Origin of the sequence: Micromonospora sp. ATA51 (assembly GCF_016802855.1) — a bacterium.
Taxonomy (GTDB): Bacteria; Actinomycetota; Actinomycetes; order Mycobacteriales; family Micromonosporaceae; genus Micromonospora; species Micromonospora sicca.
The window spans coordinates 1-12,444 of record NZ_JAEVHJ010000198.1 but is presented as its reverse complement, the minus strand read 5'-3'; the positions used below and the strand labels follow the sequence as shown (position 1 = coordinate 12,444).

Below are 12,444 nucleotides of genomic sequence, written 5' to 3'. Positions count from 1 at the left end.
GGTGCGGTCCCGCTGCTGGCCGGGGGCCGGCTGGCACGGCCCGCGACCACCGCACCCGCGCCGGCCAGCCCCGTGCCGGCGCCGCCACCGCCCACCATCCGGCCCGCCGAGCCGGCGCAGCGATTGATGATCGCGGTGGATGGGAACACCTGGCGGCTCGACCGCGGGAAGGGGCCGGAAGTCGGTCTGCGCGGCGGGGGCGAGGTGCTACCGGACGGGTCGGTGCGACGGCACCGGACGCCGAAGGACTTCAGCCCCGGCGCGGCGCTGCCGGACGGGCGGCTGGTCGGACTCCTGTCCACCGACCTGATGCCCGGGGTACGGCGGACCGACGGCCGAACGTCGAGGGCCTGTCGATCAAGCTGGTGGTGCTGGGTCCGGACGACGCAGTGGAGATCAGCCGGGAGGTACGGATCAAGGGCCAGAGCGTCGAACTGCTCGGCGCCGACCAGCGGTACGCCTACCTGGCGCGGGACGAGGGGATCGTCGCGCACGAGCTGACCACCGGCCGGGAGCGGATCCTGCTCCGGTCGTCGGCCGCGGGCGTCGACCTGATGGCGGCCAGCCAGACCTCGGTCGGTTCCGACCGGTTGGCCGAGCAGCGCACGGACCAGCCCTGCCGCACGGACGTACGCCGGCTCGTCGACGGAAAGCGGATCGCGCGGTTGACGGCCGACGGGATCTGCATGAACGGGCTTCGGCTCTCCCCGGACGGCCGGTTGGTCGCCGTCCCGTACTTCCTCCCGAACCACGGCGGACAGCAGCGGGTGGCCGTCTACGAAACCGGCACCGGCAAGCTCCGCGTCGACCTGGCGATCGGAACTCCCCGCCGGCTGCCGGTGCCCGGCGGCATCCAGGGGCTCGCCTGGGCCGACGACACGTCGCTCCGGGTGGCCTGGGCCGAGCTGCCCGCCGGGGCCCGTCGGGTCTACTCCGTGGAGGAAGTGCTGAAGGTGGTGACCGTCAGCGTTCAGTAGCGCTGGCGGAGCAGTTGGGCGGCCTCGACCGCCCAGTAGGTGAGGATGATCTGGGCGCCGGCCCGGCGGATCGAGGTGAGCGTCTCCACCATCACCCGCTCCCGGTCGATCCAGCCGTTCGCGGCGGCCGCCTCGACCATCGCATACTCGCCGGAGACCTGGTAGGCGGCGACCGGGACGTCCACCGCGGCCCGGACCGCCGACACCACGTCCAGATAGGGCAGCGCCGGCTTGACCATCACCAGGTCGGCGCCCTCGGCGACGTCCAGCTCCACCTCGCGCAGCGACTCCCGCAGGTTCGCCGGGTCCTGCTGGTAGGTCCGCCGGTCGCCCTCCAGGGCCGACTCCACCGCGTCGCGGAACGGGCCGTAGAACGCGGAGGCGTACTTCACCGCGTACGCCAGCACCGCGACGTCCTGGTGACCCGCGGCGTCCAGGGCCCGGCGGACCACGCCGACCTGGCCGTCCATCATCCCGGACGGCCCGACCATGTGGACGCCCGCGGCGGCCTGGGCCACCGCCATCTCGGCGTACGCCCGCAGGGTGGCGTCGTTGTCGACCCCGCCGTCCGGGGTGAGCAGGCCGCAGTGCCCGTGCGAGGTGAACTCGTCCAGGCAGAGGTCGCTCATCACGACCGTGGCGTCGCCGACCTCGGCGACCACGTCCCGGATCGCCACGTTGAGGATGCCGTTCGGGTCGAGGCCACCGGAGCCGGTGGCGTCCCGCTCGGCGGGCACCCCGAACAGCATGATCCCGCCGACCCCGGCCTGCACCGCCTCGACGGCGGCCTTGCGCAGCGAGTCCCGGGAGTGCTGGAGCACCCCCGGGAGCGACGCGATCTGGCGCGGCTCGGTCAGCCCCTCCTTGACGAACATCGGCACGACCAGCTCGGCCGGGTCGAGGCGGGTCTCGGAGACCAGCCGCCGCACCGCCGCGTTACGGCGCAGCCGGCGGGGCCGGATCTCGGGGTACGGCATGGCGGGCCTCCTTGACGATCAGCGGAACCGCAGGGCGGTCGGCCCCTGCACCTTCGAGCCGCGGCGCTGCTTCGCCGGCATGGCGGCGAGCTTCTCGCGCAGCTCGACGGCGTAGGCGGCGAGCGCCTCCACCAGGTCGGGCACCGAGGCGTGCTGAGGCTGCACGTCGACCCGCAGGCCGAACTCGGTCGCGGTCTCCGCCGTCTTGGGCCCGATGACGGCAACAACGGTACGCGCGTGCGGCTTCCCGGCGATGCCGACCAGGTTCCGGACGGTGGAGGACGAGGTGAAGAGCACCGCGTCGAACCCGCCCGACTTGATCGCGTCGCGGATCTCGGCGGGCGGCGGGGCGGCCCGGACGGTCCGGTACGCGGTCACGTCGTCGACCTCCCAGCCGCGCTCGGTGAGCCCGGCGGCGAGCGTCTCGGTGGCGATGTCGGCGCGCGGCAGCAGCACCCGGCCCACCGGGTCGAGGATCTCGTCGTGCGGCGAGAACTCGGCCAGCAGCCCCTCGGAGGACTGCTCGCCCGACGGGACCAGCTCCGGCTGGATGCCGAACGCGCGGACCGCGTCGGCGGTCACCTCGCCGATGCAGGCGATCTTGACGCCGCCGAAGTGCCGGGCGTCCAGGCCGTGCTCGGCGAACTTCTCCCAGACCGCGCGGACCGCGTTGACCGACGTGAAGATCACCCAGGCGTACCGGCCGTCGACCAGGCCCTTGACCGCCCGCTCCATCTGGGCCGGGGTACGCGGCGGCTCGACCGCGATGGTCGGCACCTCGCACGGGATCGCCCCGTACGCGCGCAGCCGGGCGCTCATCACGCCGGCCTGCTCCTTGGTCCGGGGAACGAGCACCTTCCAGCCGTACAGCGGGCGGTTCTCCCACCAGCTCAGCTTGTCCCGCTGGCCGACGCCCTCGCCGATGGTGAGCACCACCCGGCCGGTGAAGCCGAGCGCCGCCGCGACGAACGAGTCCACGGTCGACGTGGTGGTGTACTGCGTCTCGCCGGTGCCGTCCCCGGTCACCCCGACGCCGGTCGTGCCGTCCACCCCGGCGGCCAGCAGGCCGTCCCGGATCGCGGCCAGGTCACCCGCGTCCACGGCCAGGGCGAGCGAGCCCCGGCCGACGGCGGCGGCCAGCGCGTCGAAGTCCAGCGTGCTGACGTCCTCGACGTCGGCGGCGGTCCGCACCCCCGGCAGCGGCACACCCGCGTAGGTGGCCACGCCCTCGGCCTGGCCGACGCCCGGGACCACCTCGAAGTGCGCGGCGGTCCGCGCGACCGCCTGCACCTCCTTGACCACCGAGTCGTGGCCGAACGGGTCACCGGCGACCAGGTGCACCGCGTTCTGCCCGGATCGGGCCGCGGAGATCAGCACCTTCGCCACGTCCCCCGGCGCGCCCTCGGCGGGGCTGAACTGGGCGTCGGACTTGGCCTGGGCGCGGACGGCGTCGAGCAGCGACTCGGGGACTCCCCGGTCGTACACCACCTGGTCGGCGTCGACCAGGGCGTCGTGCGCCCGGCGGGTCAGCAGGCCCGGGTCGCCGGGGCCGGCCCGACGAACGCGATGCGGCCTACGGGCTTACGGGTGCGGGTCATTCGTTGCTCCCAAATTGCTGGGTCCCCGGGGCGGCGTGTCCTTCTTGGCCGAGGATCGAGTCGGCGCCGAGTTCGAGGAGCTCGGCGGCGAGTGCCTTGCCGATCTCCGCCGCGTCGGCGGGCGTTCCGGTGCGGGACAGCCGGAGGTCACGGGTACCGTCCGGGCTGATCACCGCCCCGCGCAGGTAGATCTCCTCGCCGGCGTCACCCTCGGCGAGTTCGCCGTAGGCGGCCACGGGCGCGGTGCACCCGGCCTCCAGGGTGGCCAGCAGTGCCCGCTCCGCGGTGACCGCGGCACGGGACGGTGCGTGGTCGAGCACCGCGAGCAGCTCGACCAGGTCGGTGTCGTCGGCCCGGCACTCCACGGCCAGCGCGCCCTGGGCGGGCGCGGGCAGCATCAGCATCGGGTCGAGCGTCTCGGTGATCACGTCGGTCCGGCCGAGCCGGGCCAGCCCGGCCCGGGCCAGGACCACGGCGTCGAGGTCGGCGTCCGGGCCGAGCACCCGACGGAGGCGGGTGTCGACGTTGCCCCGGATCGGGGTGACCTCCAACTGCAGGCCGAGGGCGTGCAGCTGGGCGATGCGGCGCAGCGCGCCGGTGCCCACCACCGCGCCGGGCGGCAGCTCGGCGAGCGTCCGGCCGCCCTTGGCGACCAGCGCGTCGCGCGGGTCCTGCCGGGGCGGCACCGCCGCGATGTGCAGCCCGGGGGCCGCCGCCGTCGGCAGGTCCTTGTACGAGTGGACGGCGAAGTCGATGGTGCGGGCGGCCAGCGCGTCCCGCAGGGCGGAGACGAAGACGCCCACGCCGAGCCGGTGCACCGGGGCCGAGGAACGGTCGCCGGCGGTGACCACCTCGACCAGCGCGACGTCGCGGCCGGTCGCCGCGGTGAGGGCCTCGGCGATCTGGCCGGACTGGGCCATCGCCAGGGCGCTGCCCCGGGTGCCGAGGCGCAGGGGGGCGGTCATCGCGCACCTCCGGTGGACGGGACATGGGATTCGGCCACCGGCACGTCCGCGACCTCGAACGACGGCCGTCCGGCCGGGTCGGTCTCGACCACGTCGGGGACGTTGTCGACCGGGGAGGTCTGCGGCACCTCCAGGTCGAACAGCTCGCGCAGCAGGGCCGCGTACTGGTCGCCGCCCGGCTCGGCGGCGAGCTGGCGGACCCGCACGGTGGGCTGGTGCAGCAGCCGCTGCACCACCCGGTGCACCGTCCGGGCGACCTCGGCGCGCTGGTCGTCGGTGAAGTCGGGGCGGCGCTGGGCGAGCCGGCGCAGCTCGGCGGTGACCACGTCGTCGGCGCGGCCGCGCAGGGCGGCCACGGTGGGCGCCACGTCCGCGCCGCGCAGCCAGGACAGGAACGCCTCGACCTCGCCGGCGACGATCCGGGTCACCTCGGCGGCGTCGGCGGCGGCCGGCCCGTCGGCGAGGATCGCCGCCATCCGGTCGATGTCGATCACCTCGACGCCGGCCAGCTCGGCCACGCCCTCCTCGACGTCACGCGGAACGGCGAGGTCGAGCAGCACCAACGGGCCCCGGCCGGCGTCCCGGCGGGCCAACGCCCGGGTCACCACGTCGCGGGTGAGGACCGGTTCGGTGGCCGCGGTGGCGGCCACTACGATGTCCACTGTGGAGAGCGCGTCGACCAGCTCGGCCATCGGGACCGCGTTCGCGCCGTACGACTCGGCCAGCCGGACGGCCCGGTCGGCGCCGCGGTTGGTCACGGTGAGCGGCCCGGCGCCCAGCCGGGAGAGCGTCGCCACGCCCAGCGAGCCCATCGCGCCGGCCCCGACCACCATGGCGGGCCGGCCGGAGAGGTCGCCGTCGAGGAGACCGGCGGCCAGGTCCAGGGCTGCGGTGACCACGCTCTGACCGGCCCGGTCGATGTTGGTCTCGGCGTGCGCCCGCTTGCCCACCCGCAGCGCCTGCTGCATCAGCTCGTGCAGCAGCCGGCCGGCGGAGTCGGCGCCGCTGGCCCAGTGGTACGCGTCCCGGAGCTGGCCGAGGATCTGCGCCTCGCCGACCACCATCGAGTCCAGCCCGGCGGCGACCCGGAAGACGTGGTCGACGGCGGCGGCGTCGTAGTGCACGTAGAGGTGGTTGGCGAGCGCCGCCGGCGGGGCCCCGGCCTGCTCGGCCAGGACGGCGCAGATGTCGCCGAGGCCGCCGTGGAAGCCGGAGACGGCCGCGTAGACCTCCACCCGGTTGCAGGTGGAGACGAGCACGGCCTCGGCGACGTACGGCTGGGCGACCAGGCGGTCCAGGGTGCGGGTGAGATCGGCTGGGGCGACCGCCAGCTGCTCCAGCGTGGCGACCGGAGCGGTGCGGTAGGACGCGCCGACGACGAGCAGTTTCACGTGCCGATCGCCTCCTGGGTGTCGGTGGCCGCGAGCCCGCCGGGCAGGGCGGTGAGGGCGGACCCGGCGGTGCCGGGGAGCGCGGTCAGCGACGCCTTGCGGTGCTCGTGGAAGGACAGGATCTGCAGCTCGATCGCGAGGTCGACCTTGCGCATGTCGACCCCCTCCGGAACCGAGAGTACGCACGGCGCGAAGTTGAGGATGCTCGTCACGCCGACGGCGACGAGCTGGTCGGCGACCGCCTGGGCGGCCGACGCCGGGGTGGCGATCACACCGATCGAGATCAGCTGCTCGGCGGCGACCCGGGGCAGCTCGTCGACATGCCGGACGACCAGGCCGTTGATCTCCTCGCCGACCCGGGCCGGGTCCGCGTCGAAGAGCGCGGCGATGCGGAAGCCCCGGCTGGCGAAGCCGTCGTACCCGGCCAGGGCGTGACCGAGATTACCCACGCCGACCAGGGCGACCGAGCGGCACTGGGTGAGCCCGAGCACGGACTCGATCTGCTCGATCAGCAGCGCCACGTCGTAGCCGACGCCGCGGGTGCCGTACGAGCCGAGGTGGGAGAGGTCCTTGCGGAGCTTCGCCGAGTTGACGCCGGCGGCGTTCGCCAGGCCCTCGCTGGACACCGTCTCGTGGCCGGCGTCGGCGAGATTGTGCAGCGCGCGAAGGTATTCCGGGAGCCGCGCGACGGTCGCCTCGGGCAGGTCCGGAAGCGCCGGTACGGCACCGGTGCGGCCGGGCGCGCCAGGGTGACGGTGCTGACTCATGAGACTCCGTGCGGTGCGATCCTCGACCAGCGTCGGCGGCCGGTCGTTTCGGGACTCCCGCTGGCGACCGATGTTGCCGGCTGTGCTAGCAGGGCGCGTCGGAACTACAGAGTAGGCGCTTGTGAAGACGTGCACAAATCGCGATCTTGCTGGCCCGCGACGCGCCTCCACCTGCCCCTCCATTCCACAAGATCGATCTGACGCACTCCATCGGCGCCGCTCGGCGATTATTGCTCAATCCCGACTTCTCTGACCAATCGCGCGCGCTCCGTCGCGCTGTGTCATGATGGATCTTGGTCGAGGGTCACTCCCCGCCGCCGGTCCGGCCGACCCGGTCACGGTAGGGAGAACCCCACCCCGGACAGGCCCGCGCACGGGATGGGTCCGGCCCGCCGTCGCCCATAGCCTCGTGGCATGACCGCCATTCCCCTGGCCACCACGCCGGCCCCGGCACCCGCCCGCGGCGTCACCCGTCAACTCCTGCGCGACTCCGGCTACGTGCTGCTCGGCCTCCCCCTGGCCCTCGCCGGCTTCGTGATCGTGGTGGCGGGGATCTCACTCAGCGCCGGCCTGCTGGTGACCACCGTCGGCCTGCCGGTCCTCGCCGGCACCCTCTACGTGGCCCGCGGCCTGGCCGACATCGAGCGGCTGCGGCTCCCCGCCGTGCTGCGCCAGCCCCGGGTACGCCCCGAGTACCTGGTCCCCGAGCCGGGCGCGAAGCTCTGGCGCCGGGTCTTCGTGCCGATGCGTGACGCCCAGTCCTGGCTCGACCTGGCGCACGGCCTGCTCAAGCTGCTGGTCGCGCTGCCGACCTTCGTGCTGCTGCTCGTCTGGTGGGCGGTCGCCGTCGCCGGCACGCTCTACGGCGCGTACGACTGGGCCATCCCGCGCGGCCCGGACGACCAGGACCTCAGCCAGCTCCTCGGGATGGGCGACCGGGCCGGCGCGCGGATCGTCCTGAACACCGCGCTGGGCGTGTTCTGCCTGTTCACCCTGCCGCTGCTGGCCCGGGCCTGCGCCCTGCTCCAGGCGGGCCTGGCCCGCTCCCTGCTCACCGGGGTGGCCGAGATGCGCAACCGGATCACCACGCTGGAGGAGCAGAAGCGGGCCGCCGCCTCGGCCGAGGCGTCCGCCCTGCGCCGGCTGGAACGCGACATCCACGACGGCCCGCAGCAGCGCCTGGTCCGGCTCGCCATGGACCTGAGCCGGGCCCGCCAGCAGCTCGCCGCGGATCCGGAGGCGGCCCGCCGAACCCTGGACGAGGCCGTCACCCAGACCCGGGAGACCCTCGGTGAGCTGCGCGCCCTGTCCCGGGGCATCGCCCCACCGATCCTGGTGGACCGGGGCCTGCCCAGCGCCGTGGCCGCCCTCGCCGCCCGCGCCCTGGTCCCGGTCGAGCTGATGATCGAACCCGAGCTGGGCACGCCCAGCGGGCGCCTCGACCCGGCGGTGGAGAACACCGCGTACTTCGTGGTGGCGGAGGCGCTGACCAACGTCGCCAAGCACAGCCAGGCCACCTCGTGCCAGGTCGAGGTGACCCGCCGGGTCGGCCGGCTGGAGATCGCCGTACGGGACGACGGGGTGGGCGGCGCCCACCTGGCCAAGGGGCACGGGCTGGCCGGCATCGCCGACCGGGTCCGGGCCACCGGCGGCACGCTCGACGTGGTCAGCCCGACCGGCGGCCCGAGCGAGGTCCGTGCCGAACTGCCCCGCTGAAGCGGCCGGCGGGCCCGCCGCGCCCGAGCGAGATCCCGCGCCGAGCCGCCCCGGTGAAGCGGCCCCCGCCGACCCCGCCCTGGGCTGGGAGGGCTGTCCCGGTGGCGGCGGCGTGGTAGACACCGGAACCATGCGGGTGGTGATCGCGGACGACGCCGTACTGCTCCGGGAGGGGCTGGTCCGGCTGCTGACCGAGTCGGGACACGAGGTGGTGGCCGCCGTCGGTGACGGCGACGCGCTGGTCGAGGCGGTGGTGACGCACCGGCCCGACGTCTCGGTGGTGGACGTCCGGATGCCGCCCTCGCACACCGACGAGGGGCTGCGGGCGGCGGTGGAGGCCCGGCGGCTGGTGCCGCGTACGCCGGTGCTGGTGCTGTCCCAGTACGTCGAGGTGTCGTACGCCGACGACCTGCTGGCGACCACCGGCGGGGCCGGCGGCGGCGGGATCGGCTACCTGCTCAAGGACCGGGTGGCCGCGATCGACGAGTTCCTGGACGCGCTGACCCGGGTGGCCGCCGGTGGCACGGTGCTCGACCCGGAGGTGGTCGGCCAGCTGCTGGTCCGGCGCCGCCGCGACGACCCGCTGCGGGAGTTGACCCCGCGCGAACGCGAGGTGCTGGCCCTGATGGCGGAGGGCCGTTCCAACACCGCCATCGCGAGAGCCCTGGTGGTGAGCGACGGCGCGGTCGAGAAGCACGTCCGCAACATCTTCACCAAGCTCAACCTCCCCCCGGACGCCACCCACCACCACCGCCGGGTCCTCGCCGTCCTCACCCACCTCCGCGCCTGACCCCGGGTCAGGGGCGGTCGGGGAGGGTGCGGGCGAGGGTTACCGCTTCGGTGAGGGTGTCGGCGGTGGGGTGGCCGGAGGCGCGGAGGCGGGCGGGGTCGGAGAGGCCACCGGTGTAGAGGACGCAGGCGGCCCCGACGCTCTCGGCCGCGTCGGCGTCGTCGAGCGAGTCGCCGATCAGCACCACCGCACCGCCGGAGAGGCCCAGCTCGGCCAGGTGCTTCTCCAGCCACTGCGCCTTGAAGCCGCCGCCGACCGTCGACCGCAGCCCGTCCACCCGGGTGAAGTGCGGGGTCAGGCCGTAGGTGTGCACCGTCGGCACCAACTCGTCGTGGAACCACATGGAGAGCAGCGACTGGCTGCCCGGCCAGGCCGCGATCGCGGCGGTCGCGTCGGCGGCCAGGGCGCAGCTGGTCAGCTCCGCGCGGTACGCGTCGTGGAAGATCCGGTCGAGCCGGCCGAACGCCTCGTCGTCGATCGCCCGGCCCAGCATCTCGGCGTAGTAGTCGGCGATCGGCCGGCGGAACCGCACCCGGTGCTCGTCGGTGCTGACGGCCGGCCCGCCGGCGCTGGCGAAGGCGACGTTCGTGGCCCGGACCACCAGGTCGAGGTCGTCGAGGAGGGTGCCGTTCCAGTCCCACACCAGGTGGCGCCGCGCAGGGGTCATCGCAGCACCATAATCGAGCCCGCCGACGGGATCAGAGCTGTGGGGTGGTCAGGTCCCGCAGCAGCCGGTCCTCCTCGACTCGCCAGTAGCCGTGCTCCTTGCCGTCGAGCAGCACCACCGGCAGCCGGTCCCCGTACTCGCGTTCCAGCTCGATGTCGCCGGTCACGTCCTTCTCGACCCACCGGTCGCCGGTGACCGCCACCACCCGGTCCAGCGCCGCCTTCGCGTCGTCGCAGAGGTGGCAGCCGGGCCGGGTGATCAGGGTGAGCCGGGCGTCAGTGGACATCGGGTACCTCCGTGCGGGTGTCGGTCGGCGGCGCCGGCGACGGCACCGGGGGCGCCGACGGGCGGAGCTGGGTCTTGCGTACCTTGCCGATCGCCGAGTGCGGCAGCGCGTCGACGAACTCGACCGCGGTCGGGCACTTGAACCGGGCCAGGTTGGCGGCGCAGTGGCCGAGCAGGTCCGCCTCCGTCACCGCGGAGCCGGGCGCCCGTACCACGTACGCCCGGACAGTCTCCCCGGTCCGCGAGTGCGGCACCCCCAGGACCGCCGACTCGGCCACCTGGGGATGCGCGTCCAGCACCAGCTCCACCTCGTGCGGGTAGACGTTGAAGCCGTTCACCAGGATCAGCTCGCCGAGCCGGTCGACCAGGAAGAGGTCACCGTCCTCGTCGGCGTACGCGATGTCGCCGGTGGCCCACCAGCCGTCGCCGTCCGGGCCGCCCCGGCCGTCCGGCCAGTAACCGGCGAAGAGGTTCGCGCCCCGGACCACGATCTCGCCCGGGTCGGTGCCCGGCCCGTCGTCGGCGAGGTCCGGCTCGTCCGGATCCTCCTCGGGCGTGGCGACTCCGTCCCGCCACAGGTCGACCCCGTCGGGCCCGACCAGGCGCACCTCGACGCCGGGCAGCGGACGGCCGATCGAGCCGGGCTTCGGCTCCCCGCCGACCAGGGTGGAGGTGAGCACCGGGGCGGTCTCGGTCAGGCCGTACCCGACGTGCGACGGGCGGCCGGCGACCTCGGCGAACCGCGCCGCGGTGGCCGGCGGCAGCGGCGCCGCGCCGCAGACCGCCACCCGGACCGACGCCATCGCCGCCGCCACCGCCTCGCGGTCCGCGTCGGCCCAGGTCAGGAACATCGACGGTACGCCGACCAGCACGCTGACCCGGTGCCGGGCCAGCTCGGCGAGCGCTCCGGTCGGGCCGAGGTCGTCGACGAGCACCCCGGTCGCGCCGTGGTGGACGACCGCCCCCAGCCCCGAGTTCAACCCGTACGCGTGGAAGAGCGGCAGCGCGAGCAGCACGGTGTCGTCTGGCCCGACCACCGGCGGGGTGATCCGGCCGACCTGCTCGTGGTTGGCGGCCAGCGCCCGGTGCGACAGCATCGCCCCCTTGGGCCGGCCCTCGGTGCCCGAGGTGTAGAGCAGCACCGCCAGCTCCTCCCCGCCCCGGGTCGGGAACTCCTCCCGGGCGTCGCCGTCGGTCACCGGCGGGGCGGTGTGCACGGCGGTCAGCGCGGGCAGCTCGGCGGCGAGGCCGGCGACCCGGTCGCGGACCTCCGGGGCGCAGATCAGCACGGCGGCGCCGGAGTCGGCGAGCACGTGCCGCAGCTCCCGGGCGGTGAGCCCGGGGTTGACCGGCACCGCGACCAGCCCGGCGCGCAGCACCGCCAGGTAGCTGACCACGAAGTCCGGCGTGTTGCCGAACGACACGGCCACCCGGGGTGGGTGCCGGTCGCCGGGCGGGGCGGCCGGCGCCGAGGCGGCGAGCGCCCGGGCCGTGGCGGTCACCGCGGCGTCCAGTTCGGACCAGGTGAGGGTCTGCTCCCGCCAGCGCAACGCGGGGCGGTCGGCGTGGGCCAGCGCCGCCCGCCGGAGCCGGTCGGCGAGGTTGGGCGCGGAGCTGTCGGCTGCGTCCTGCACGGTGGCTGAGTCTGGCATAGTGGCCGCCGGCCGACCATGCCCGCGCGTCCGTACGCCCGGGACGGTTTGTCCGGTCCCGCTCACGGGACTGGGGCGGCGACCGCCCGACCTCCTTCCCCCGCCCCCGTCGACGCCGGCCCGGCAGGCCCGGCGCGACACGCCGAGCGGCGGGTCGAAATCGCTCCGACCAGGACCTTCCACTGCGACCAGCTTTCGCCGGCAAAGTCAACCGCACACGACGGACAACGGGTCCGCCATTCGTGCGACGGGGAGGGAAATACTTCCGCCCTGTGTAACGGACTTGCCACGCGCGGGTGACGTTGGCCCCTATCATCACTCGGGTCGGCTCACCCCATTTGCCGTGAGTCGACACCCCTCAGCCCGAGGAGGCCCCCGTGCCTGTGAGCGCATTGGACCAGCACCTCAAGGGGATCTGCCGCCCGTCGGCACGTCCCGGAACGGCCCTGCCCGACCGGGGCGTACCCGGTCCCGCCGCGACGCCGCGGCATCCGGTGCGGCCGTGCCCCGCCTCGATCGGGGAGGCCCGGTGACCACCTTCGGTTACGCGGAGCGGCCGGCCAGTTCACCGGCGGGATGACCTTCTACTCGCTGTTGCACCAGTGGGGCGGCACGCTCTTCGACGGCGAGGTCGCGAAGGCCACCTTCAACTCCGACCC

Annotated in this window: 10 protein-coding genes and 1 pseudogene; 3 read left to right on the top strand and 8 right to left on the bottom strand. The window is 74.6% G+C overall.

All coding sequences use genetic code 11. The annotated features are described in order from the left end of the window. The first annotated feature begins 368 nt into the window (after positions 1–368). Positions 369–977, top strand: a complete 609-nt coding sequence (locus JNW87_RS25395) for a hypothetical protein (RefSeq protein WP_238454543.1) — start codon at positions 369–371, stop codon at positions 975–977. Here the strand turns inward: JNW87_RS25395 and hemB are convergent. The 5 genes and pseudogenes from hemB to JNW87_RS25370 form a co-directional block, all read right to left on the bottom strand. Then, entirely contained in the window at positions 971–1,954 is a 984-nt protein-coding gene (hemB, locus tag JNW87_RS25390) for a porphobilinogen synthase (RefSeq protein WP_238454542.1), read from the bottom strand. The two genes, JNW87_RS25395 and hemB, sit on opposite strands and share 7 nt — an antisense overlap. Positions 1,955–1,972: 18 nt before the next feature. Next, positions 1,973–3,552: pseudogene (locus JNW87_RS25385) on the bottom strand (uroporphyrinogen-III synthase). Further along, a complete protein-coding gene (gene hemC, locus JNW87_RS25380) occupies positions 3,549–4,517 on the bottom strand; it encodes a hydroxymethylbilane synthase (protein WP_238454541.1) in 969 nt (322 codons plus the stop codon). Before hemC ends, JNW87_RS25385 begins: the two are co-directional and overlap by 4 nt. Continuing rightward, a complete protein-coding gene (locus JNW87_RS25375; RefSeq protein ID WP_238454540.1) occupies positions 4,514–5,908 on the bottom strand; it encodes a glutamyl-tRNA reductase in 1,395 nt (464 codons plus the stop codon). Before JNW87_RS25375 ends, hemC begins: the two co-directional genes overlap by 4 nt. Next, the gene (locus tag JNW87_RS25370) at positions 5,905–6,675 is read right to left on the bottom strand and encodes a redox-sensing transcriptional repressor Rex (RefSeq protein ID WP_238454539.1); all 771 of its coding nucleotides are present in this window, start codon (positions 6,673–6,675) and stop codon (positions 5,905–5,907) included. The genes JNW87_RS25375 and JNW87_RS25370 overlap by 4 nt, the downstream gene beginning before the upstream one ends. Positions 6,676–7,089: 414 nt before the next feature. Here JNW87_RS25370 and JNW87_RS25365 point away from each other — a divergent pair, with 414 nt between their 5' ends. Both JNW87_RS25365 and JNW87_RS25360 read left to right on the top strand, forming a co-directional pair. Next, on the top strand, positions 7,090–8,391 hold the full coding sequence (locus JNW87_RS25365) for a sensor histidine kinase (protein WP_238454538.1): 1,302 nt from the start codon (positions 7,090–7,092) through the stop codon (positions 8,389–8,391). A gap of 130 nt (positions 8,392–8,521) precedes the next feature. After that, complete coding sequence (locus tag JNW87_RS25360) at positions 8,522–9,181, top strand: response regulator transcription factor (protein ID WP_109801592.1); 660 nt, start codon at positions 8,522–8,524, stop codon at positions 9,179–9,181. A 7-nt stretch (positions 9,182–9,188) separates the two neighbouring features. On the opposite strand, the gene JNW87_RS25355 is transcribed toward JNW87_RS25360, so the two are convergent. The 3 genes from JNW87_RS25355 to JNW87_RS25345 are packed head-to-tail and all read right to left on the bottom strand — an operon-like array spanning position 9,189 to position 11,785. Continuing rightward, a complete protein-coding gene (locus JNW87_RS25355; RefSeq protein ID WP_238454537.1) occupies positions 9,189–9,848 on the bottom strand; it encodes an HAD family hydrolase in 660 nt (219 codons plus the stop codon). A 31-nt stretch (positions 9,849–9,879) separates the two neighbouring features. Continuing rightward, a complete protein-coding gene (locus tag JNW87_RS25350) occupies positions 9,880–10,134 on the bottom strand; it encodes a glutaredoxin family protein (protein ID WP_238454536.1) in 255 nt (84 codons plus the stop codon). Beyond that, entirely contained in the window at positions 10,124–11,785 is a 1,662-nt protein-coding gene (locus tag JNW87_RS25345; protein WP_238454535.1) for an AMP-binding protein, read from the bottom strand. Before JNW87_RS25345 ends, JNW87_RS25350 begins: the two co-directional genes overlap by 11 nt. Positions 11,786–12,444: the final 659 nt, after the last annotated feature.

Bases quoted from the DNA above. Each gene is read 5' to 3' on its own strand.
- JNW87_RS25360 (WP_109801592.1), top strand. From the start codon at position 8,522: ATGCGGGTGGTGATCGCGGACGACGCCGTACTGCTCCGGGAGGGGCTG.
- hemB (WP_238454542.1), bottom strand. From the start codon at position 1,954: ATGCCGTACCCCGAGATCCGGCCCCGCCGGCTGCGCCGTAACGCGGCG.
- JNW87_RS25345 (WP_238454535.1), bottom strand. From the start codon at position 11,785: ATGCCAGACTCAGCCACCGTGCAGGACGCAGCCGACAGCTCCGCGCCC.
- JNW87_RS25355 (WP_238454537.1), bottom strand. From the start codon at position 9,848: ATGACCCCTGCGCGGCGCCACCTGGTGTGGGACTGGAACGGCACCCTC.
- hemC (WP_238454541.1), bottom strand. From the start codon at position 4,517: ATGACCGCCCCCCTGCGCCTCGGCACCCGGGGCAGCGCCCTGGCGATG.
- JNW87_RS25365 (WP_238454538.1), top strand. From the start codon at position 7,090: ATGACCGCCATTCCCCTGGCCACCACGCCGGCCCCGGCACCCGCCCGC.
- JNW87_RS25370 (WP_238454539.1), bottom strand. From the start codon at position 6,675: ATGAGTCAGCACCGTCACCCTGGCGCGCCCGGCCGCACCGGTGCCGTA.
- JNW87_RS25350 (WP_238454536.1), bottom strand. From the start codon at position 10,134: ATGTCCACTGACGCCCGGCTCACCCTGATCACCCGGCCCGGCTGCCAC.